The 22,285-nt window shown below is 59.1% G+C and carries 20 protein-coding genes and 1 riboswitch; of the genes, 12 read left to right on the top strand and 8 right to left on the bottom strand.

Annotation, left to right across the window (positions count from 1 at the left end; all coding sequences use genetic code 11):
* Positions 1 to 75: 75 nt before the first annotated feature.
* From bamA to BCS36_RS05805, 3 genes are read right to left on the bottom strand one after another with little or no spacing between them, the layout of a single operon-like run.
* On the bottom strand, positions 76 to 2,835 hold the full coding sequence (gene bamA / locus BCS36_RS05815) for an outer membrane protein assembly factor BamA (RefSeq protein ID WP_291301968.1): 2,760 nt from the start codon (positions 2,833 to 2,835) through the stop codon (positions 76 to 78).
* Complete coding sequence (locus tag BCS36_RS05810; RefSeq protein WP_291301967.1) at positions 2,816 to 3,502, bottom strand: ABC transporter ATP-binding protein; 687 nt, start codon at positions 3,500 to 3,502, stop codon at positions 2,816 to 2,818. Before BCS36_RS05810 ends, bamA begins: the two co-directional genes overlap by 20 nt.
* Positions 3,503 to 3,504: 2 nt before the next feature.
* The gene (locus BCS36_RS05805) at positions 3,505 to 4,731 is read right to left on the bottom strand and encodes a lipoprotein-releasing ABC transporter permease subunit (protein ID WP_291301966.1); all 1,227 of its coding nucleotides are present in this window, start codon (positions 4,729 to 4,731) and stop codon (positions 3,505 to 3,507) included.
* Between the two features lie 585 nt (positions 4,732 to 5,316).
* Between BCS36_RS05805 and BCS36_RS05800 the strand changes: the two genes are divergently transcribed.
* The 6 genes from BCS36_RS05800 to BCS36_RS05775 all read left to right on the top strand — a co-directional run bounded on the left by BCS36_RS05800 (position 5,317) and on the right by BCS36_RS05775 (position 10,480).
* Complete coding sequence (locus BCS36_RS05800; RefSeq protein ID WP_291301965.1) at positions 5,317 to 5,889, top strand: NapC/NirT family cytochrome c; 573 nt, start codon at positions 5,317 to 5,319, stop codon at positions 5,887 to 5,889.
* A complete protein-coding gene (locus BCS36_RS05795) occupies positions 5,886 to 6,332 on the top strand; it encodes a hypothetical protein (RefSeq protein WP_291301964.1) in 447 nt (148 codons plus the stop codon). Before BCS36_RS05800 ends, BCS36_RS05795 begins: the two co-directional genes overlap by 4 nt.
* 155 nt (positions 6,333 to 6,487) lie before the next feature.
* The gene (locus BCS36_RS05790; protein ID WP_291301963.1) at positions 6,488 to 8,755 is read left to right on the top strand and encodes a nitrate reductase; all 2,268 of its coding nucleotides are present in this window, start codon (positions 6,488 to 6,490) and stop codon (positions 8,753 to 8,755) included.
* Between the two features lie 8 nt (positions 8,756 to 8,763).
* Positions 8,764 to 9,093, top strand: a complete 330-nt coding sequence (locus BCS36_RS05785) for a hypothetical protein (protein WP_291301962.1) — start codon at positions 8,764 to 8,766, stop codon at positions 9,091 to 9,093.
* A complete protein-coding gene (locus BCS36_RS05780; protein WP_291301961.1) occupies positions 9,090 to 9,614 on the top strand; it encodes a 4Fe-4S dicluster domain-containing protein in 525 nt (174 codons plus the stop codon). Before BCS36_RS05785 ends, BCS36_RS05780 begins: the two co-directional genes overlap by 4 nt.
* Positions 9,611 to 10,480: a 4Fe-4S binding protein gene (locus tag BCS36_RS05775; RefSeq protein WP_291301960.1), complete on the top strand. Its 870-nt coding sequence runs from the start codon at positions 9,611 to 9,613 to the stop codon at positions 10,478 to 10,480. The genes BCS36_RS05780 and BCS36_RS05775 overlap by 4 nt, the downstream gene beginning before the upstream one ends.
* Positions 10,481 to 10,912: 432 nt before the next feature.
* Here BCS36_RS05775 and lysS read toward each other — a convergent pair whose 3' ends face one another.
* A complete protein-coding gene (gene lysS / locus BCS36_RS05770; protein WP_291301981.1) occupies positions 10,913 to 12,418 on the bottom strand; it encodes a lysine--tRNA ligase in 1,506 nt (501 codons plus the stop codon).
* Between the two features lie 162 nt (positions 12,419 to 12,580).
* On the opposite strand from lysS, the gene BCS36_RS05765 reads away from it, so the two are divergent.
* The 3 genes from BCS36_RS05765 to BCS36_RS05755 all read left to right on the top strand — a co-directional run bounded on the left by BCS36_RS05765 (position 12,581) and on the right by BCS36_RS05755 (position 15,746).
* Positions 12,581 to 13,270 (top strand): ACT domain-containing protein, encoded by a 690-nt coding sequence (locus BCS36_RS05765; RefSeq protein ID WP_291301959.1) that lies wholly within the window; start codon positions 12,581 to 12,583, stop codon positions 13,268 to 13,270.
* A gap of 175 nt (positions 13,271 to 13,445) precedes the next feature.
* A complete protein-coding gene (locus BCS36_RS05760) occupies positions 13,446 to 14,831 on the top strand; it encodes a PFL family protein (protein WP_291301958.1) in 1,386 nt (461 codons plus the stop codon).
* 588 nt (positions 14,832 to 15,419) lie between these two features.
* Complete coding sequence (locus tag BCS36_RS05755; RefSeq protein WP_291301957.1) at positions 15,420 to 15,746, top strand: hypothetical protein; 327 nt, start codon at positions 15,420 to 15,422, stop codon at positions 15,744 to 15,746.
* A gap of 144 nt (positions 15,747 to 15,890) precedes the next feature.
* On the opposite strand, the gene BCS36_RS05750 is transcribed toward BCS36_RS05755, so the two are convergent.
* Complete coding sequence (locus BCS36_RS05750; RefSeq protein ID WP_291301956.1) at positions 15,891 to 16,400, bottom strand: heme-binding protein; 510 nt, start codon at positions 16,398 to 16,400, stop codon at positions 15,891 to 15,893.
* A 193-nt stretch (positions 16,401 to 16,593) separates the two neighbouring features.
* On the opposite strand from BCS36_RS05750, the gene BCS36_RS05745 reads away from it, so the two are divergent.
* Positions 16,594 to 17,010: a DUF1090 domain-containing protein gene (locus tag BCS36_RS05745; RefSeq protein WP_291301955.1), complete on the top strand. Its 417-nt coding sequence runs from the start codon at positions 16,594 to 16,596 to the stop codon at positions 17,008 to 17,010.
* A gap of 392 nt (positions 17,011 to 17,402) precedes the next feature.
* Here BCS36_RS05745 and BCS36_RS05740 read toward each other — a convergent pair whose 3' ends face one another.
* Complete coding sequence (locus BCS36_RS05740) at positions 17,403 to 18,188, bottom strand: TSUP family transporter (protein ID WP_291301954.1); 786 nt, start codon at positions 18,186 to 18,188, stop codon at positions 17,403 to 17,405.
* Between the two features lie 2 nt (positions 18,189 to 18,190).
* On the bottom strand, positions 18,191 to 18,538 hold the full coding sequence (locus BCS36_RS05735; RefSeq protein ID WP_291301953.1) for a DMT family protein: 348 nt from the start codon (positions 18,536 to 18,538) through the stop codon (positions 18,191 to 18,193).
* 79 nt (positions 18,539 to 18,617) lie between these two features.
* Here BCS36_RS05735 and BCS36_RS05730 point away from each other — a divergent pair, with 79 nt between their 5' ends.
* Positions 18,618 to 18,842 carry a hypothetical protein gene (locus BCS36_RS05730; protein WP_291301952.1) on the top strand — a complete coding sequence of 75 codons (225 nt, stop codon included), beginning with the start codon at positions 18,618 to 18,620 and terminating at the stop codon, positions 18,840 to 18,842.
* A gap of 306 nt (positions 18,843 to 19,148) precedes the next feature.
* Here BCS36_RS05730 and thiC read toward each other — a convergent pair whose 3' ends face one another.
* Positions 19,149 to 20,429: a phosphomethylpyrimidine synthase ThiC gene (gene thiC, locus BCS36_RS05725; protein ID WP_291301951.1), complete on the bottom strand. Its 1,281-nt coding sequence runs from the start codon at positions 20,427 to 20,429 to the stop codon at positions 19,149 to 19,151.
* Positions 20,430 to 20,482: 53 nt separating this feature from the next.
* Positions 20,483 to 20,597: riboswitch (TPP riboswitch) on the bottom strand.
* Positions 20,598 to 20,901: 304 nt separating this feature from the next.
* On the opposite strand from thiC, the gene BCS36_RS05720 reads away from it, so the two are divergent.
* Positions 20,902 to 22,266 (top strand): TrkH family potassium uptake protein, encoded by a 1,365-nt coding sequence (locus BCS36_RS05720; RefSeq protein WP_291301950.1) that lies wholly within the window; start codon positions 20,902 to 20,904, stop codon positions 22,264 to 22,266.
* Positions 22,267 to 22,285 lie beyond the last annotated feature (19 nt).

Here is a 22,285-nt window from a genome sequence, read left to right as displayed (position 1 = left end):
GCTTGCAGTTATGTATGGTCAGCCAGCTTTGTGGCTCCAGCCTTTGAGAGCAGATGCGCTCAAAGGCAATTTTTTCTAGAAGAACTGCCCCATGCTGAACTCAATTCTGCCGGAGGGCATTTCTTTGTCGTAATCCTGTATAAGCGGGATGCCGTAGGCTATCCGCAGGTCGCCCATGGGCGAACGCCAGCGAAGTTCCAGACCCGAGGAGGCGACAATGTACTTGTCCCAGTCATGAGCCATGGTCTTGGCGTCGATGTTGAAGCCGGAGTCCACAAAGGGCACCAGCGCGAGGCCCAGCTCTTTCTGGAAGGTCCAGATGTATTCAAGGTTGGCCACGCCCATGCGGTCGCCGCCGATCTGTTCGCCGCCGTGCTTGTAGTCGCGCGGCGAGAGGTCGGAATAGGAGTAACCACGGATGGTATCCATGCCGCCGACCCAGAAGCGCTCGAATACGGGCACCTTGTCGTCGGTGTTCTGGAACACGCCGCCGACGCGACCGCGCAGGTGGACAGTGTTTTGCGGGTTAAAGGACCAGAAACCCTGCCAGTCGGCAACGGATTTGACGAAGTTGTCCGTACCGCCGATGCCGCCGCCGCCGTATTCAGCCCACAGGCGGGCGATGGTGCCCTTGGTGGGGCGTTCCTTGCTGTCGGTGGTGTCGCGCAGGATGCGGCCCGAAACGGCGCTGGTCCAGTTAACGCCCTTGTAGTCCCGGATGTAGGGGGAACTGTTATCGGACACGTCGTAGAGGTAGTAGCGTTCCAGACGGTAACCGACGCCCACGGAGGTGTATTCGCCAATGGGGTACCCGAAGCGCACGGTGTCGCCTACGGTGTCCTTGGTGAAGTTGTCCCAGTAATCGTGGGTGTAGTAAATGTCGTTGCCAAAGGAGAGGTCGGTGTCATACACGCGCGGGTTGGTGAATGACAGGGTGCCCGACGTGCGCCGCCAGGAGAAGAAGCCCTGCAACTGCAGCCAGTAGCCGCGACCAAAGAGGTTGCGTTCCATGATGGAGGCGCTCACGCCCACGTCATAGTAGCTGGAGTAGCCGATACCGCCCATGATGGCGCCGGTGTTGGATTCCTTGACCTTGACCTTGAGGTCGACCTCGTCTTCCTGTCCCGTGGGGATAAGTTCCATATCCACAGCGCCGAAGTAGCGCAGGCGGTTCAGGCGTTCGTTGGAGCGGCGCAGCTTGGCGCCTTCATACATATCGCCGTCGCCCAGGCGCATTTCACGCAGGATGACGTTGTCGCGCGTCTTGGTGTTGCCTTCGACCACCAGACGGCGGATGAAAACTTTCTGCTTTTTGTTGACAAGGTAGCCCACGTCCACCTGATCGCTGCCGTCGTCGGCCTTCATCAGCTTGGTGTCCACCTCGGCAAAGGCGTAGCCGTAGTCGGAGTAGTAGTCGGTCAGGCGCTTGGAGTCTTCCTGCATGACCGAAAGGGAGAAGTACTTGTTGGACTTCTGCCAGTCGTCCATCTGCACGACTTCAAGCATCTTTTCTTCGCTGTCGATGACGTCGCCCGCGAAAACCACGTTGCGGACAGTATAGCGGGGGCCTTCGTTGACCACAAAGGTCACGTAGATGCCGTCATCCTTGTAGTCGACCTGGGGGGCGCTGACCTGAATGTCAATATAGCCTTCGTTGAGGCCGTACGCGGCGATGGCGTTGGTGTCGCGCTCAAGGTATTCTTCCTTGAGCACGCCGGTGCCTGTGAGCCACGAGAAGATGCCGCGCGGCTTGAGGGCCATGTACTTTTCAATGTCGCCCTTGCTCAGGGTTTTAAGGCCTTCGATATTAACTTCTTTGACGTAGAGCTTGTTGCCTTCGTCCACATTGATGACGAGCACCGCCCCGCGACCGCCTTGGCGGTCTTCAAGGCGGTAGTTGGCCTTGGCGAGATAGTAGCCTTCCTTGCGGTACAGCTCTGTAATTTTCTGCAGGTCGTCGGAAAGCACCTGCTCGTTGAGCACGTTGCCGGTTCTGGTGCCCATGGCTGCAAGGACGTCATCCTTGCTGATGCCCTTGGAGCCTTCCACCACGATGCTGTCGATGCGGGGTTTTTCCACCACGGTAAAGACGAGCACATTACCCTCAAGGGTGGCCTGCACGTCGCTGAAATATCCCATTTCCCAGATGCGCTTCACTTCTTCGTTGATGGCGTGGGCATCGGGGGTGTCGCCTTTACGGATGGTCAGACGCATGAGCACTGTGTCCGGGTCCATAACATTCATGCCGCGCACCTGCACGTCGGCAAGGCCGCCCTTGGCGGCGGCGGGCGCGCCCATGGGCACGAATCCCGGGCCGTTGTCGGCCAGTTGCGGCGCGGGGGCGGCGTTGACCTTGGTCATTTCGGCCGCGCGGCTCGCCAGGGTGCTGGCACAGTCGCTGAGGGCGACCAGAGAATTGCGCTCAAAACCTGCGGGCACGGCTTCGCCCTGCTGCACGGGAACAAGGCGGGTATCCATGCTGAAACCGTCGCCAAGCTGATTGAAACTGCCGTATATGACAAGCTGCGCGCCAGCCTGACGGCCCAGGACGCGCGCTGTGGCGAGGTCAATGTTCTCGCCGTGGCGTTGCTGCAACTGACGCGCCGCATTCATCGGCACGACGTTCATGCCGTTCTGCTTGAGCTGATCGGCAATGATCTGGGGTACATCACGGGCGGCATTGGGCATTTCCGGTCCGGCATTGACCTGAAAGGGCAACACAAGAACCAGTGGCCCCTGAGCGGCTCCTGCTTCACCGGGTGCAAGCTGTACAGCGCAAACCAGAGCTGTAATGCAGAGGATGTTAGAGAGAAGATTACGCAACGTTTTTTTCATACAGTGTCCCCGCTTTCAGTTCCAGAGTGCGGCCCATGCCTGCGGCCAGCTCCCGATTGTGCGTCACGACCACGAGGGTCATGCCCAGTTCGCGGTTAAGTTCGTTCATGAGTGTGCCCACCTGTGCTCCGGTACCTTCGTCCAGATTTCCGGTGGGCTCGTCGGCCAGCAGAACTCGCGGGCGCATCAGCACCGCGCGGGCAATGGCCACCCTCTGCCTTTCGCCGCCTGAAAGCGTAGAAATCTTGCTTTCCATACGAGCCGAAAGACCCACGCGTTCGAGCATTTCGCGGGCCTTGGGCATGATGGCGGTCTGGCGTTCGCCGCCGATGATGGCCGGCATGGCCACGTTCTCCACTGCCGAAAATTCCGGCAAGAGATGATGAAACTGAAAAACGAAGCCCAGCGTTCTGTTGCGGAAGGCCGCCTTCTGGTCAGGCGTCATGCGCGCCATGTCCTGACCATCAAAAAAGACAGCGCCCGTACTTGGAGTATCAAGAGCACCCATAAGATGCAAGAGGGTGCTTTTGCCAGAGCCGGAAGTTCCCACAATGGCCAGGGCCTCGCCTTCTTCCACGACCAGATTGATATTCTTGAGAATTTCAAGGTTTTCACCGGGTGCGGAAAAGATTTTGCCCACGTTAGAAAATTTATAGAGTGCGGACATGGCTATTCGTAGCGCAGTGCTTCCGCCGGTTCAAGGCGGGCGGCCTGGCGTGCCGGGTAAAGGGTGGCCAGAAAACACAACAGCATGGCGCTGACCCCGACGATGATCACGTCGGTGGTGGTGATGCTGATGGGCAGATGGTCAAGCGTGTAGACGTTTTCAGGCAGTTTGATGAACTGGTAGCGCTTGAGCAGCCACCCCAGCGAGAGGCCCAGCGCGTAGCCCAGCAGCGTGCCGATGACGCCAATGATGCTGCCCTGGAGCATGAATATGCGCCGTATCATGCCGCGCGTCGCTCCCATAGACATCATGATGGCGATGTCGCGCGTTTTTTCCATAACCAGCATGACAAGCGTCGTCACGATGGAGAAGGAGCCGATAAGCACGACCATGGTCAGCAGAATGAACATGCCGATCTTTTCCAGCTTGAGGGCCGCAAAGAGGTTGGCGTTCATCTCCATCCAGGAGCGCACATAAAAAGGTGAGCCAAGCTCGGTGGCCACGCGCGCCGAGGTCTGGTCCGCCTTGAAAAGGTCGTCAACGGTGAGCTCCACGCCGGAAAGGTATTTATCCGGCAGGCCAAGCACGTCGCGCGCGGCGGCTAGACTCACAAAGGCCAGTGACGAGTCGTATTCAAACATGCCTGTCTTGAATATGCCCACCACTTCAAAGGGGCGGATGCGCGGCGCGTAGCCGGAAGCCGTTTTTTGCCCGGAGGGCGAAAGCAGGTTCACGCGGCTGCCTTCCACAAGGCCAAGCCTTTTGGCCAGTTCTTCACCAATGATGAGGCCTGGCGTGCCTTCCTTTTGCAGGGCGGCGGCCGAGCCTGTGCGCATCTGGCGCAGCATGGAAAGCACGTGGGGGCCCGATTCCGGGTCAATGCCGCGCAATACCACGCCTTTTACGCCGTTTCCGGCGGAGAGCATGACTTCAGTGTAAATAAAGGGGGTCGCCCCGGTGACGCCCTTGACCGAGCGGATGCGATCCAGCAGGCCGTCGTCGTTTTCAAAGGCCGAGGGCAGGTAGGACATGACAATGGCGTGCGCGTTGGCGCCAAGGATCTTGTCGCGCATGTCGGTGGTCAGGCCGTTGTAAACGCCCAGCACGACCACCAGCGCGCCCACGCCGAGCGCAACGCCCATAATGGACATGAGTGAGATTATATAAATGAAGGTCTGTTTGCGCCTTGAAAAGAGGTAGCGCAAGGCTACGAAGAGTTCAAATGACATTTGCGGCATAGTGGCCCAGCTTGGCGGGATATTCAAGAGATTTTTTAGAGGAAAGGGGCCGTCGCCAGTTTCAGCAGGGTCAGCCGACAGCATCCTGCAGGCGTTTTTCGTTCCGGCGTGGCTCTGGCATGGCCAGGGCGCTGTCAGACATGGCGCGAACGCGGGGTGGGGCGGCTGGTGACAATTGTTTTTTTCTCATGGGGCTTTGCCCGTAAAACCGCGGCTTGTCAATGTCCACAGCGACACTGGCGGCCTTGTTTTTTGGGGCGGAAGGCGGACTGGCCGCAGGGTTTGGGCATGGGCTTTTGTCGTGCGCGCGAGCAAGCCGGTATGGGAAGGGTTGTCATTTTTTTATGACGATTGTCATTTTACTATGAATGCCTGTCTTTGGTATGTGATGTTTTTCTCAAAATATGCCTGTAATCACAGTTAAAATGAAAACAGTGAACTGGCACAGGAATTGCTTTGGCGGCTGCAATACGAAGATTCTATTGGTATCTGGCATTATTGCAGTGCTGCACTTCATGATTTGATAAGGTGTTTATTACAACTCTTCTTCTTTTCTTTTGATGGAGGTTCAAACCCATGCCCTATCCACGAAAGCGCGTCTGGATCATAGGCTGCGTAATTTTTGTGGCATGTGTGGCTCTGGCTGGCGGCGGAGTGGCGTACACCTCCAGTACGGACTTTTGCCTTTCCTGTCATGAAATGCGCGTTTATCAGGAAGAGATGCGTTTTTCATCACATGCCAAGGACGCGCAGGGCCAGGCCATTGGCTGCAGGCAGTGTCACATCCCTTCGGGCAATATCGCCCGCATGCTCGGCGCCAAGGCGTGGCTGGGCATCAAGGATGTGTGGGTGCACTCCGTTGATGGCGGCACTGACCTTAACAGGGCGGCCATGCAGCCTGTGGCCCGCCGCTTCACCGATGACGCCAATTGCAGGGCCTGTCATCAAAACCTGACAAAAAACGCCAAAAACGACGGGCCTGTCTCTGAAGAGGGCAGACTGGCGCACGAAAACTATGAGGGCAAGAACGGTCAGTCCCGCAGCGGTTGCGTGGGGTGTCACCGCAATCTTGCCCACCTGCCCGTGTTTGACGAACGCATACCCGCCAACCACACGTTCGCTCAGAAAATCAAGGAGATCCGGCCATGAAGTCCTGTAAGATCCTGATCGGTTCCCTGCTGGCCCTGCTGGTGCTTGCGGGCGGCTATTTCGGCTATATGGCCTGGGCCTTCCCGGGCGAGCGCTGCGAGGCGGCCAAACACCTTGCCGCGCCCAAGATGGAAGGGGACTGCTACAGTTGCCATGCCAAGAGCACGCCGCGCCTGGCCCAGGAGTGGTATGAGAGCAAGCACGGCGTCACCCTGGTGCGCTGCCAGACCTGCCACGGCATGCCTGACGGCAAGGGGGCCATCCCCTTTGCGCGCAAGCCCGGCGTCGAGGTGTGCGCGCGCTGCCACTCGCTTTCCATCCAGCGCATGGAAGCCAAGTTCGGCAAGCGTGACGACTGCGTGAGCTGCCATCCCTATCATCAGAGCCCCCTGCATGGCCGGGCTTATGAATATCGCATGCCTTCCAACAAGACGGACCTGTGATGCAAACCGGCAAGGCTGACTGCGGCAGACACAGGGGATTGCCCCGGTTTTCAGCGCCAGCCTTAACGGCAGCCATGGCCCGGTCTTCGTGAAGAGGGCAGGGCGCTTTGGGACGCAACGGACCCTTACGCCAGCTTAATAGCGAGGTTGAACACATGAGTACTTCACGTCGTGATTTTCTGAAATATTTTGCCATGTCGGCCGCCATGGCCGCGGCTTCCGGCACGGGACTGAGCACATTGGCCCATGCGGCCGACAACAAGCCCGAAAAATGGGTAAAGGGCGTCTGCCGGTATTGCGGCACGGGCTGCGGGGTTCTTGTGGGCGTCAAGGACGGCAAGGCCGTCGCCATTCAGGGCGACCCCAACAACCATAACGCGGGCCTTCTGTGCCTCAAGGGGTCGCTGCTCATCCCCGTGCTCAATTCCAAAGAAAGAGTGACGCAGCCCATGCTGCGCCGCCAGAAGGGCGGCAAGCTCGAACCCGTGAGCTGGGACGAGGCCCTCAACCTCATGGCCGCAAAGTTCCGTCACAGCATAGACACCTACGGGCCCAACTCCGTGGCGTGGTATGGCTCCGGGCAGTGCCTCACGGAAGAAAGCTATCTGGCCAACAAGATTTTCAAGGGCGGGTTCGGCACCAACAATGTGGACGGCAACCCCCGCCTGTGCATGGCATCAGCCGTTGGCGGCTATGTGACCACCTTCGGCAAGGATGAGCCCATGGGCACCTATGCCGACATGGACCAGGCCACCTGTTTCTTCATCATCGGGTCCAACACGTCCGAGGCCCATCCGGTGCTTTTTCGCCGCATAGCCCGCCGCAAGCAGGTGGAGCCGGGCGTGAAGATCATTGTGGCCGACCCGCGCCGCACCAATACCTCACGCATAGCGGACATGCACATCGCTTTTCGTCCGGGCACGGATCTGGCCTTCATGCACAGCATGGCCTGGGTCATCATCAATGAAGAGCTGGACAGCCCGCGCTTCTGGCAGCGGTACGTCTCCTTTATGGATGCCGAAGGCAAGCCTTCGGATTTTGAAGGCTACAAGGCTTTTCTTGAAAACTACCGGCCTGAGAAGGTTGCGGAAATATGCCGCGTGCCGGTTGAGCAGATTTACGGGGCCGCCCGCGCCTTTGCCGAATCCTCCGCCACCATGAGCCTTTGGTGCATGGGCATCAATCAGCGTGTGCAGGGCGTTTTTGCCAACAATCTCATCCATAACCTGCACCTGCTCACCGGGCAGATATGCCGCCCCGGGGCCACGTCGTTTTCGCTTACCGGGCAGCCCAACGCCTGCGGCGGCGTCCGCGACAGCGGGGCGCTTTCGCATCTGCTGCCCGCCGGGCGGGCCATCCCCAATCCCAAAAACCGGGCTGAAATGGAAAAGCTGTGGGGCCTGCCCGAAGGACGCATCGCGCCCGAACCGGGGTACCACACGGTGGCCCTGTTCGAGGCTCTTGGCAGGGGCGACGTGAAGTGCATGATCATATGCGAGACAAACCCGGCCCACACCTTGCCCAATCTGAACAAGGTGCACAAGGCCATGTCCAACCCCGAATCCTTCCTTGTCAGCATTGAGGCCTTTCCCGATGCGGTCACGCTGCAGTATGCCGACCTTGTGCTTGCCCCGGCTTTCTGGTGCGAGCGCGACGGCGTGTACGGCTGCGGCGAGCGTCGCTATTCGCTCATCGAAAAGGCCGTGGAGCCTCCGGCCCAGTGCCGCGCTACGGTCAATACCCTGGTGGAGTTCGCCAAGCGCGCGGGCGTGGACCCCAAGCTTGTGAACTTCAACAACGCCGAGGACGTCTGGAACGAATGGCGCATGGTCTCCAAGGGAACCACCTATGATTTCTCCGGCATGACACGGGATCGCCTGCGCAAGGAATCCGGTCTGATCTGGCCCTGCCCCAGCGAGGACCACCCCGGAACGTCCCTGCGCTATGTGCGCGGGCAGGATCCGTGCGTCCCGGCAGACCACCCGGACCGGTTTTTCTTTTACGGCAAGCCCGACGGCAAGGCCGTGATCTGGATGCGCCCGGCCAAGGGCGCGGCCGAGGAGCCGGATGCCGACTACCCTCTGTATCTTACGTCCATGCGCGTCATTGACCATTGGCATACGGCCACCATGACGGGAAAGGTGCCCGAACTGCAAAAGGCCAATCCGGCCGCTTTTGTGGAAATAAATGAAGAAGACGCGGCAATGTCTGGCATCAAGCACGGCGATAATGTCATTGTGGAGACGCGGCGTGACGCCATGGAGCTGCCAGCGCGGGTAAGCGACGTCTGTCGGCCTGGCCTTGTGGCTGTTCCGTTTTTTGATCCCAAAAAACTGGTGAACAAGCTTTTTCTGGATGCCACCGATCCGGTATCGCGTGAGCCTGAATACAAAATATGCGCCGCGCGCATTCGCAAGGCATAGGGGGGCATATGGCTATAGCGGGAATCGTGGTCAGTTCTCTGCGTGAACACCTGTTGCCCTTGTGCAGCGAGCTGCGGGCGACCAGGGGCGTGCTGGACGTGCAGGAAGTGCCGGAAGCGGACAAACTGGCCGTTGTGCTGGAAAGCCCGTCTCAGACCCTGCAGGGATATCTGGAATACGTGAGCGGGCTTCCCTACGTGCTGGCTCTCGACGTGGCCTTTATCAACTATGAGGATGATATGGACAGCACCGGGCACATGCCTTGCCCGCCGCATCGGCCCAAAGGACATGGGCCGTCGTTGGTGGTGGAAGGCGTGGGTGAGGGAGGGCTCCAATGAGCCTGCTTCTTCCGCCGCTGCGACCGCCCGGCGCGGCGGCGGAAGAAGATTTTTTGCGCCAGTGCGTGCGCTGCGGGCAATGTGTGACCGTATGCCCGCACAAGAGTCTGGAACTTATGGACGGCTTCGGGCGCTCGCGCCGGACGCCGCGTGTCGTGCCACGCGAAACGCCCTGTTATCTTTGCATGAAGTGCCCGCCTGTCTGCCCGTCCGGCGCGCTGAACCCCGCCGTCACGGACATGGCGCACGCCGGAATGGGGCGGGCCTACATACTGAAAGACCGATGTCATAACTATACCAACGGCGTCATGTGCATGACCTGCTATGACCGTTGCCCCCTGCGCGGTTCGGCCGTGGTTCTTTCAGGCGGGGTGGTGCCGGCCATAACCAAGGCCTGCGTCGGCTGCGGCATCTGCGAATACGTGTGCCCCGTGCAGGCGGTGGAGGTATGGCCCGCCTCTTCTCACCGCAGGCCTCTTTCCGCCGTGCCGACGCTGGATGCACCAGGGAGCGGCGTATGAAATGGTACACTCTGGCGCGTCGGTGCGCACAGCTGTCTGTTCTTGTGCTGTTCTGCATGCTGCCCTGGATCACTGCGGCGGGCTTTGGGCAGATCAGGGGCAGTCTTTTTTCCCTGCATTTTTTCGGACTTCCCTTTGCCGATCCTGTGGCCGCCCTGCAGGTGGCGGCAGAGGGAATGATGACCGCCGGGGCCCTGCTGTGGGGCGCGGTCTGCTCCCTGATTCTGGCCCTGTTTTTGGGACGGGTATTCTGCTCCTGGGTGTGCCCGTACGGCTTTTTGTCCGAACTGCTGTATGGGGTGGCCGCCCGGTGGCCCCGGTCCAAGGCCGCGCCAAAGCGTGAAACAGCCTCCGCGAAGCATGCCCTGGCCTTTGCCGCCAAGGGTTTTATACTCGTGGCGGGACTGTCTCTGGTCATTTTGCTGGAATATCCGGTTCTCAATGTGCTGGGCATGCCCGGTGAACTTTCTCTGGTTCCCGTGCTGGTTTGGCAGGGCGCGGGAGTGTTGTTTCTGCTGTCGGCGCTGGCTCTGCCCGCAGCGGCGCTGGCGCTGGAAGTGATAAGCGGCAGGCGGCTGTGGTGCCGGTATGTCTGCCCGCAATCCGTGCTGTTGGGGACGGCGGCCCGCTGTCTGCCCGCAAAAGCGCCGGGTCTGCGCATTGGCTGGACTGCCGCGCACTGCAGTTGCCGGGGAGAAGCGCCGTGCAGGGTCGCCTGCCCGCTGCAACTCAACCCCAGACGGCCGGACGGGCCGGAACGCCGGGACTGCACGGTTTGCGGCGAATGCCTGCGAGCCTGTGAAAGCCGGGGCGGGGCGCTGGGATGGAAGGTTTTTCACAGGCAGCACGGACGGCCCGAAGACTGAGCGTGTTTCTCTGGCTGTTTGCCCGCTCGTTTGTGAGGCTTTTTGCGGCGAAGCGCCCCGGCGCTGTGTGAGCGGACATTAGGCGTGCAGATGCAAGCGCGGGCTTCACGCGTCAGCAGCTACCCGTTCAATTGAAAATTGAAATGTACTATTTCAACATTATTCGGATCTAAAAACGCACGAGCCGTAAAGGCGTGCCCACCACGTGAAGAGGGCCGTTCCCAAAGGAACGGCCCTCTTGAATTAGGCAAAATCGTGATGGTGGGCTCGGGCCTCGCGCAGATTACCTTTGAGAATATATATTCTCAAAGTTTAATGCACGCCCACTACGGCGTTTAACCGCGCAGATAAACTGCGCTTACGCCTCCGTGGCGAACGCCTGCTCACGCAGCGGCCAGAGCGCGATTAGAGCAATGTAAAAGTTATATTGCTCTAAATCTCGGGCCGCAGCAGGGGGAAGAGGATAACCTCGCGGATGGAGGCCGAATCCGTCAGCAGCATGACCAGCCGGTCAATGCCCACGCCCTGACCGGCAGCCGGGGGCATGCCGTATTCAAGGGCGCGCAGGTAATCTTCGTCCATGTTGTGGGCTTCATCGTCACCGGCTTCTTTTTCGCGCACCTGCTCTTCGAAGCGCAGGCGCTGGTCAACGGGATCGTTGAGTTCGGAAAAAGCGTTGGAAAGCTCGCGGCCAGTGATGAAAAGCTCAAAACGGTCGGTGAGGCCGGGGTTTTTGTCGCTACGGCGCGACAGCGGCGAGATTTCCGTGGGGTAATGGTAGATGAAGTGCGGCTGGATAAGCTTGCCTTCAACGTCAAGGTCAAAAAGCTTGGCGTGCAGTTTCTGCAGGCTTTCGCTGTCTGCGGCCTTTTCGCCCTTCTGCCGGATATAGTTCTGCACACGACTGTAATCGTTGTAGAACTCAGGCTGATGCCCGCCAATGACGGTGAGCGAATCGTAGAAGCTCATGCGCGTCCACTTGCCGGGCGTAAGGTCGATCATATCCCCCTGATAGGGCACCACGGTGGAGCCGCACGCGCATTGGGCAAGATGGGCAAAAAGCTGTTCGGTCAAATCCATGAGGTCTTCAAACGTGGCGTAGGCCCAGTAGAATTCGCACATGGTGAATTCTGGATTGTGCCGCGTGTCGATGCCCTCATTGCGGAAGTTGCGGTTGAGCTCAAAAACCTTTTCAAAGCCGCCCACCAGCAAACGCTTGAGATACAGCTCCGGCGCGATGCGCATGTAGAGGCCGATATCCAGCGCGTTGTGATGCGTCTTGAAGGGGCGGGCGGCTGCGCCGCCTGCCAGGGGCTGCATCATGGGCGTTTCCACTTCCATAAAGCCCCGGTCTTCCATAAAGCGGCGGAACTCGCGCACGATAAGGCTGCGCTTGAAGAATATCTCGCGGGCGCGCGGCGTGACGATAAGGTCCACATAGCGCTGGCGGTAGCGCGTTTCCATATCCTTGAGCCCGTGGTATTTTTCGGGCAGGGGGCGCAGGGAACGCGTGATGAGCTTGATGTTGCGGCAGGCAATGGTCAGTTCGCCCGTCTTGGTGCGGAACAGATGCCCGGAAACACCGACGATATCGCCAATATCCAGTTTTTTCACCAGATTGTGCGTCGCTTCGTCCAGGTGTTCGCGCGCGGCGTAGCACTGCACGCGGCCCGTCTGGTCCATTATATGGAAGAAGGCCACCTTGCCGAAGGAGCGCAACGAAACAATGCGCCCGGCAATGGCAACGACGTCTTCCTGGCTCTCAAGGGCTTCGCCCTCCAGGTCGCCAAATTTGTCCAGTACCCAGGAGATGGAGTGCTCTTTTCGAAAATCATTGGGAAAGAGGGGCACGCCCGCATCCAGCAGATCGCAGGATTTGACCACGCGGTTTTTTACGACTTCATTAAGTCCTTCGCGGCTGGCAAAGCTTTCCAACATGGGCATGAAATAGCCCGCGTGCTGCGACTTGGTGCCTAGTTTGATAGTAGGCTTTTTAATCTTCTTTTCCCGATTTTCCACTGAGAAACTCCTGAGATGCCTAGTCTTAAAGGATTGTAAGGGTATGCCATTCACTGAAAGGCGTCAAGGACGGCGTGCCCAATGCTTTTCAGCCGCCCGTGGAGCCTGTTGCCCCTTGAAGTTCGCGGTGGTTGCGTATATAGCAGTGCTTTCCGTGACAACATCCGCACGGCTCTGCCCGCGGTATATTTCCGCAAGGATTACCTCATGCACAAGTATACTGCCTCATTTTTGGGGCGCGACTGCCCCGGCGTTGTAGCCGCTGTCAGTCGTATTCTTGAAGAAAACGGCTGCAATATCGAAGAAGTGACCCAGACCATACTTTCCGGAGAGTTTGCCGCCATATTTGTGGTGGCGGCTCCTGACGGGACAGATGCCGAGAATCTGCGCCAGAATCTCAGCGCCAGCCTGGCCGAAGCCAAGGTTGACCTGTCTGTGCTGGTGCGTCCCGCCATCAAGGGGCAATGGGGGCAGGACCTGCACTGCGAACCCTTTGTGGTCACTGCCGACGGACCGGACAAACCCGGCCTCATCGCGGCCATGAGCCGCGTATTCGCCCGTCATGACGTGAACATTGAAAGCCTCAAGGCCATTCTGGGCGAAGGTGGAACCAACCACGCCCTTTTTGTTTTTGAGGTCATGGTTCCCGACTCCGTGGATCTTGGCCGTCTGCGCCGTGAACTCTCCTGTGAAGGGCAGAGCCGCGATTTGCGCGTGAGCGTGCAGCACCGGGATATTTTCGAGGCCGTTCACCGCGTCAGCTCCTTCTAGCGAAGGCTGAACAGGCGCGGGAGGTCGGGCTCCAGAGTCCAGCCCCGGGGCATGACCCGGAGTCAGGCCCTGCATCAGGGTATGCCCCTGGGCGAAGGCCGTTGCGCGTCCGCACAGGAACCGTTGTTCAAGAATTATTGCCAGACAGCGTCTGCAACCATACAGGATTATAGCCATGCTTTCCGAACGCGAAGTCATAAGCACTCTGAACATGCTCCGCAACGAGCATCTTGACGTGCGCACCGTCACCCTGGGCGTGAGCCTGTTTGATTGCGTGAGCCATGATCTCGATCTTTTCACCGCCAACGTGCGGGCCAAACTGCGCCGCTACGCCTCACAGCTTGTGGCCATCTGCGACGAGGTGGGCGACAAATACGGCATCCCCGTGGTCAACAAGCGCATCAGCGTCAGCCCCATAGCCGTAGTGGCCGCGCCCTTTGGCCCTGACGGCATGGTGCGCGTGTGCAAGGCTCTGGACGAAGCCGCCAAGGAAGCGGGCGTGGATTTTCTGGGCGGATTCACCGCCCTGGTGGAAAAAGGCTTTGCCAAAGGCGACCGCGCCCTCATTGAAGCCCTGCCCGAAGCCCTTTCTCAGACGGACCGCATCTGCTCGTCCATCAACGTGGCTTCCTCGCGCAGCGGCATCAACATGGACGCCGTGGCTCTTATGGGCCGGCAGATCCTCAAGGTGGCCGAAGCCACGGCGGATCGCGGCGGCATTGGCTGCGCCAAGCTTGTGGTGTTTGCCAACATTCCGCAGGACGTGCCCTTTATGGCTGGCGCGTATCTTGGCGTTGGGGAGCCCGATGTGGTCATCAATGTGGGCGTTTCTGGCCCCGGCGTGGTGAAAAAGGCTCTGGACCGCGCCCGCGAGGCGGGCCATAACGGAAAGGGCGGCCCCCTCACCCTGCTGGACATGGCCGAAGTCATCAAGCGCACTGCCTATAAGGTGACGCGCGTGGGCGAAATGATCGGAACCGAAGTGGCCACCCGTCTGGGCATCCCTTTTGGCGTGGCCGACCTTTCCCTTGCGCCCACACCGGCTGTGGGCGACTCTGTGGGCGAGATTTTTCAGAGCCTCGGGCTTTCCAGCATAGGCGCGCCCGGCACCACCGCCGTGCTCGCCATGCTCAATGATGCGGTGAAAAAGGGCGGGGCTTTTGCCTCATCCTCGGTGGGCGGGCTTTCCGGCGCGTTCATTCCCGTGTCTGAAGACTCAAGCATTGAGGCCGCCGCCACCGCGGGCATACTCAGCCTTGAAAAGCTTGAGGCCATGACCAGCGTGTGCTCCGTGGGGCTGGACATGATCGCCATCCCCGGCGACACCCCGGCGGCCACCATTTCCGGCATCATTGCCGATGAAATGGCCATCGGCATGATCAACCACAAGACCACGGCTGTGCGCCTTATCCCCGTGCCCGGCAAGGGCGTTGGCGATGAGGTCTCTTTTGGCGGGTTGCTTGGCAAGGCCGCCATCATGCCCGTGCCCGGCGGCAATGCCGAAGATTTCATCTCTCTGGGAGGCCGTATTCCTGCCCCCATCCACAGCCTGAAAAACTGATTTTTTCAGCCGTGCATGTCACGGCTGCCAAATGGTCGATGATCGCAGAACATCCCGCTTGCGCGGGATGTTCTTTTTTTGCGCGGCAAAAACACTGCCTCGCCCAATTGGAGCATTGTACCGTTGAGATGGGTGCTGCCTGAAAGACGCTGCCTCCGAATCCCCGCAAATCAAGACATTCGTTATTACAGACGCAACGGCACCAAGTGTTTTGGGGTGGGGTCGTGGGCGAGGCTCCTTTTGCAAAAGGCTCCTCTCCCACAAAGTATTTCAACATTACATTGCTTTAATCTGCCCTGAAAACTTCTCCAACCCCATTTTTGACGGAAAATTTGGCGGCATGGGGTTTGACCAATTATCAGATATTTGTCATAGATTTACTGTTAGAATGTTTTTATGAGTAAACGTCCGGGATGTGCGCCGCAGGCCCGCTGGGCAACGTACGCGGGGCAGCCTGCACGGCTGCAAGCCCAAACTGGCATCTGCAAATTTCGCGAAGCGCTTTTTGCAAAAAAGGTATTTCAGGAACCGGCAACCACTTATGCTTAATGGTTTATGCCGGGCAAAGCAGTACTAAAGGAGTTTTTCATGCTGAAAACAACAATCCTGGCGGCGGCGCTTATGGTCGTGTTCGCAGCGGGCTGCACGTCTTCGCCTGAGTGCGATTCCAGCGCAGGCAAGGACTACGTCAAAAAAGCCATGCAGGCCTACGCTCATGAAGTGGGCGTGAAGGATGCGGGCATTGATATCGAAGGCTTCAAGACTCTGAGCGCCAACAAGGATTCCTGCAGATGCCTGGCGACCACCGGTATGGTTGACAAAAGCGCCAACGGCGATCCACGGCTACGGTATACCGTTGAATTCGAGCTGCCGGCCAAGGCGGACAGTCGCCATTATATTGAAATGGTCAACTAGATGCGGATTAAGGCTGAAATGTTGCACATTTCAGCCTTATCATACAGTCGAAAATGCTATTTTCAGCTGTATCCGCATAGTGTTGCACCGCGCTGCGCTCGCGCGCAGCGGTGAGGCATGGAGCCTTTTTCAAGGTAACATACTCTAAAAAGAAGATTTTTTGGATGATTGCTGCAGGGCCGCCGCTCCTGCCTTGGCCACTGTGCTGTCGTCCACAACGCTGCCGCCGCTGACGCCTATGGCCCCAACGACGACGCCGCCGCGCACCAGCAGTTCCCCGCCGCCGAAGATGGCGAGGCCGTTATTGGTTACCTCGATGCCGAAAAGTTCTTTGCCGGGCTGCGCGGCAGCGCCCAGTTCGGCTGTGGACATATTGAAATAGCGGGCTGTCTTGGCCTTCTTTTGGGCGATGTCTATGCTGCCAAGATAGGCTCCGTCTTGGCGGGCGAAAATTTTAAGGTTTCCCCCCGCGTCCACCACGGCAATATTCATTAGAACGCCAACCTCTTTTGCCTTGGACAGCGCCGCCTTAAGAATGTCCTGCGCCTCTTCCAGGGTAAGATCGCCGGGCAGATGGGTTTTGACAGGCGCGGCCTGAACAGCGCTCAGCCCCAGAGTAAGCATAAAAACAAGAGTGAAAATAAACGTACGCATGTGCGCTCCTTGATGGTAGGAGTTGCGGCCGCAATGGCGGCCAGTTTGTAATAAGTGTACCGTGTCGGTAATAAACGGACAAGGGCAGCACCTGTTGGGTTTTGTATGCACCTTGTCATACGAATAACTATGGGCATGATGTGCCCGCCCCGGATGTGCCTCATGCACTGGCCGGGCCAAAAAGGGAGAAAATATGATTAAAAATATGATGAAGATAGCGTCTATGTGCGCTTGCGCAGTTATGGTTGTCGCCTTTGCCGTGTCGGCGCGCGCTGAAGGTATTTGCACTAAAAAAATAGCCGAGCTTGAGCGCCAGTTGAGTATAGCCAAGCAGCACAAGAACACGGGCCGGGTAGCCGGGCTTGAGCGTGCCCTGGGAAACGTGCGCACATGGTGCACCGATGACGGCGAACTGGCCGAAGCCAAAATCAAGGTGCTTGAGAAACAGGAAAAAGTAGCGGAACGTCAGGCAGATCTGGACAAGTCCGTTGCCAAGGGCGATGCGCGCAAAAAGATCGAAAAACGGCAGCAGAAATTGCGTGAAGCGCAGGATGAACTGAAAGAAGCCGAAAAGGTTCGTGACACGATGCAGCAGGACGCAAAAAAATAAGTTTTTACCCCCATACCGCAAAGGCCCGTGCACAGTGCACGGGCCTTTGCTTTTATAAAATCAGCTGGTTGAGCGGAGTTCGCCCCTGTGGCCATCCCGCGCTGCTGCGGGGTGGTGTTTGGCGCCGTTTTTGGCATGGCAGTGCGGCATTTATCAGTGCAGCATTTATCAGCGCAGCGTTTGCCCTAGTGGTGGGGCGCTGGCCGAGCAGGCCAAGCCTGGAGCAGACTAATTATAAGATGGTGTGATGCCTGTAAGGCGCGGTTCCTTGTCCACCCCGCTCAAGTAAGAAGACTCGCTGTACCAGACTAAACTACACAAGAGTTTTAGGTGGGGAGGGGCCCCTTTTGCAAAAGGGCCCCTCCCCACAAAATATTCCAGGAGGCAAAGGCCTACCGCATGAATGGAGCCAGAAAATATTGCCACACAAGGGTAAGCAGCAGCAGGCTCAGCGAAACCATAAGAAAGCGGCGCACGGCGGCAGGGCCCACCCGGATGGCCAGGCGGCTGCCAAGCCAGTTGCCCAGGCAGCAGGCTACGGCCATTGGCAGGGCCAGGCTCCAGACGACCACGCCGTTGATCATGAAGACCATCAGCCCGGCGAAATTGGACGCGAGGTTGAGCACCTTGGACGTGGCCGACGCTTCCATAAGACCCATGCGCAGAATCCAGTGAAAGGCCAGTATCAAAAAGCTGCCCGTGCCGGGGCCGAAAAATCCGTCATATGCGCCGATAAGCAGGCAGACCAGGGGGGTGAGCAGCCACAGCCTCGGGCCGTGCAGAGTCACTTCGCCCAGGCCGCCTGACCGCTCCTTGCGCGGCATGAGGGTGGCGCACATGCCCACGGGCAACAGCCCCACAAGAATTTTGCCCAGCAGTGCCGGTTCCACATGCAGCGCCAGACGTGCGCCCGCCCAGGAGCCTATAAGAGAGAAGGCCAGCCCGGCCAGGGCCACGCGCCAGAGTACAAGGTTGCTGCGCGCAAAATTGCCCAAAGCCACGCAGGTGCCAAGACAGGCGCTGAACTTGTTGGCTCCCAGGGCCATGTGCGGCGGCACCCCCGTCAGCAGCAGCGCCGGCATGGTTACAAGCCCGCCCCCCCCGGCGATGGCGTCGATAAAGCCTCCGGCAAAGGCGGCAGCAATACCCGCCAGCAGGGCTACAAGACCAAATTCCATGCCTACCACTCCTTGAAGATAACCCACGCGGCCAGCACGATAAGTCCAAAGCCCACCGCATGGTTCCAGCGGATGGGTTCATGCAGCCACAGGGTGGAAAAAACCATAAAAACGGACAGGGAAATGACTTCTTGAATGGTTTTCAGCTCAGCTGCCGAAAAGTGCCCGTAGCCGATGCGGTTGGCGGGAACCTGCAGCAGGTATTCAAAAAAAGCCAGACCCCAGCTGATCAGGATTACTACGGGCAGGGCCGCGCCCTTGTAGCGTAGATGCCCGTACCAGGCAAAGGTCATGAAAATGTTGGAAAAAAGCAGAAGGCCTACGGTGGCCACAGGAACGGGTACGTTCATATTGCTTCCGCATACCGGGTTACGCCGGGCAGAGGGAATGGTGGACCCGCGCCAAAGGGCGGGCAAGGATGAGGCATATATGCAGGACCCTTCGGAGTCAAGAAGCGCTCAGGGGGAAGCCTGCCTGCCCCGAGCGGCGGCGTGGAACGCCAGCGCTGCGGTGTCCGGCCCGGAAGTGTTCCTGATCTACACTGTCCTTGCCCGGCTGTATGGGGCTGCAGGGCCGTATGGCGCAAGAACCGCAACAGCGCCGGGCCGGGCAGACCTGTGCCGCCTGACGTTCCGGCGCTTTTATACCGGATAGGGCAGCACATCCGGCGTGTGGTCACGTTGCAACGCTCAGGCGGCTGCCGGAGCAGCCGCCTGTGGTGAAAGCGCCAGCCCGGTTTCAGCCGTTACCGCCAGAACTGCGGTGGAGACGGCGTCGCCGGGAATTTGCATGATCAAAGGCTGTAACTGGCTTCCCTTGCCTTCAAGTCCGCCTTCAAGCCTGGCTTTTGAATCTGGCTTTCGTGTTTGCTCTTCACGCCCTGCCTTCGATCTTGGTCTTCACGGCCAGCCTTTGCGTGTGGCCTTGAAGTTGCCTGTGGTCAAAGGCAAGCTGCTGTTTTTAATGGTCGCGCAGCATCTTGACCGCGCAGAATTTGCCGCACATGGCGCACACTTCTTCAGACTTGTGGGCCTCGCGGCGTTTTTCGAGCATCTTGGGGTCAAGCGCGGCCTTGGACATGCCGTCCCAGTCAAGAGCCTTGCGGGCTGCGTTCATGGCAGCCTCGCGCGCTACGGCATGGGGACGGCCCAGCGCCGTTTCGCCCACCTGGGCCGCCACCCGCGAGGCCATGACGCCCGCGCGCACGTCGGCTTCGTCAGGCAGGGTGAGGTGTTCGGCGGGGGTGAGGTAGCAGAGAAAATCCACACCGGCTTCCACGCCAAGAGCGCCGCCGATGGCTCCGGCTATATGGTCGTAGCCGGGCGCGCTGTCGCAGCACAGGGGGCCAAGCACGTAGAGGGGCGCATTGTTGGTCAGGCGCTTGATGCCCTGGATCTGGGTACGCACCTGATTGAGCGGCACATGGCCGGGGCCTTCGATCATGCACTGTACGCCGCGCTCAAGCGCGTACTTGGCAAGACGGCCAAGATTGATGACTTCTTCCCACTGCGCGGCGTCGCCGGCATCCACGCCAGCGCCGGGGCGCAGGCCGTCCCCCAGGGACAGGGTGACATTGTAGGGGCGGCAGATGTCCAGCAGGCGGTCAAAGTATTCCAGCAGGGGATTTTCGCGGCCGTTTTCAAGCATCCAGCGCGCCAGCATGGAGCCGCCGCGCGAGACTATGCCCAGAACCCGGTTGTTCTTGACGGCCATCTCGGCGCCACGGCGGGAAAGGCCGCAGTGCACGGTGACAAAATCCACGCCCTGCGCGGCCTGCTTGGCTATTTCATCAAAAAGGTCGTCGGGCCGCATGCTGGTGATCTCGCGGTCGGCGTCGAGTATCTGCTGGCCCACGGCGTAGAGCGGCACTGTGCCCAGAGGACGGGGGCAGGCGGCCAGCATGCCCTGGCGCAGGGCGTCCAGATCCCCGGCGATGGAAAGATCCATGACCGTGTCCGCGCCCGCGTCCAGCGCGGCGTGAATTTTGCGTTCTTCTGTGTTGGGGCAGTTGTTCAGGGGGGACGTGCCGATGTTGGCGTTGACCTTGACCCTGGCAGGCTGGCCCACGAGAATGGGCTTGAGTCCGACATGGGCGGGATTGCCAAGCAGAACCATGGTTCCGGCTTCAAGGGCGGCGATGATTGCTTCGGGCGTCAGCCCCTCTTCGGCGGCCAGGGTGGCAAGGTGCGTGTCCAGAAGACCGCGCAGAGCGGCGTTCTGGGAACAAAGTGTGGTAGACATGTGTGCCTCGCGGGTTGCGACGCAGGGCGCAAAAAAACCACAAGCAGCGGTAGAGCTTGTGGCTGCGGCTTCCCTCCGGCAGTGCGAACTGCGTCAGGTTCATAGGGTCTGGGTTTTCCCACTCTCAGCCGTGCAACTCTCGTCCGCACGGTTCCCCTAGCTCGTTTTAAAGCATACGCGCACCGAAGCCGTCTGTAAAGAGCGCCTGCGTTCAGACCAGGGTGTCCAATGCTCTCCAATGTGCCCCAGCGCGCCCCATGCGCCCATGCGACATAGGGGGAGCTGTCGGCGTGCAGGACGGAAAATGGTGGTGAAAAATGCGGCGGCAAGATCAACGGCATTGCCAGCGGCACGGCCCCGTCGCGCAGGGTTTGCGCTCTGCCAGCACTGCGGCCATGACCCGCGCGGCAGGGGATTGCCGCCCGGCGTCATCTGCCTTGCAATCCTGTCACGCCTGGCTTACATGGTGAGAATGCAGTGGAACCGATTTTTCAGTCCCCTCACCTGGCCCGTTTTTTCATTCCTGGCGGTTATTGCCGTCGGGGCGGCATTGTTGCACATGCCCGCAAGCTGGCAAGAAGGACACAGCCTCAGCCTGATGGACGCGGCCTTTCTCTCCACATCTGCGGTGTGCGTTACAGGGCTTACGCCTGTGGACATCAGCGCCGTGCTCAGCCCCTTTGGCGAGGCCGTGCTGCTTTTGCTCGTGCAACTAGGCGGCCTTGGCATCATGACCTATACAAGCATTATTTTTCTGCTCTGGCGTAATCATGTGCCCTTCACAAGCCGTGAGGCCGTGAGTCAGGCATTGCTTGGGGATGACTTTAACCTCAGGTCCTTTCTTTTGCAGGTGCTGGCTCTTGTTTTCAGCATTGAGGCAGTGACGGCCCTTTTGCTGTACTGGCATGATCCTGTGTTTTTTTATCCGTTCAGCGCGGTTTTTCACGCTGTGTCGGCCTTTTGCAATGCGGGGTTTTCGCTCAGCGCCAACAGCCTCATGAATTTTCGCGACGATGTGGTGGTGAACAGCATTATCACGGCCAGCGTTTTTTTGGGCAGCATTGGCTTTGGCGTACTGCGCGAGGCGCTCGGCATCATCTCCAGAGGGCGGATAGGCCTGCCGGTGCGCCAGTTCAGCCGGTTCAGCCGTCTTGTGCTGAAAACCAGCTTCTTTCTTATTGTTGTGGGCGCTGCCGTGGGCTTTGCCATTGAATTCTGGCGAGTGGGCAATGAGCACGCCCTTGGCGATGGTTTTGATCTGGCCCTGACGGCCTTGTTTCAGACGGCGGTGGCGCGCACTGCTGGTTTTAACACCGTCAACATGGCCAGCCTCAGCGAGGCCAGCCTGTTGGTGATCATGGCCCTCATGTTTGTGGGCGGCGGGCCAGGTTCGTGCTCCGGCGGCATCAAGGTGGTGACGTTCAGGGTGCTGGTGGGCTATATTGCAACGCAGTTTCGCGGCGACAGACAGATAGTGCTGGAAGGCAGGGGCGTGCCGGAGGAAAACGTCACCCGCGCGCTGACGCTGTTCTTTTTTTACTCAATGCTGGTTGGCATATCGACCTTTCTTCTCAGCATCACGGAATACGGAATACTGCACGGAACAACCACTGAAGGCCCGTCCTTTTTGCGCATTCTGTTTGAGGAAGTGTCCGCCCTCGGCACAGTGGGGCTTTCCCTGAATCTCACGCCAGAACTGAGCGCCGAGGGCAAGGGCATTATTATCGTCAACATGTTTGCCGGGCGCGTGGGCCTGCTGAGCCTGCTTATGGCTGTGCAGAGCCTTCAGCCGCGCAAGGCGTACACAGTGGCGGAAACCCAGCTGCCCATCGGCTAGCCGGGGATGCGGCTTCGCG

Source organism: Desulfovibrio sp. MES5 (assembly GCF_002237645.1).
Lineage (GTDB): Bacteria > Desulfobacterota > Desulfovibrionia > Desulfovibrionales > Desulfovibrionaceae > Desulfovibrio.
This window is presented reverse-complemented; position numbering and strand designations above follow the sequence as displayed.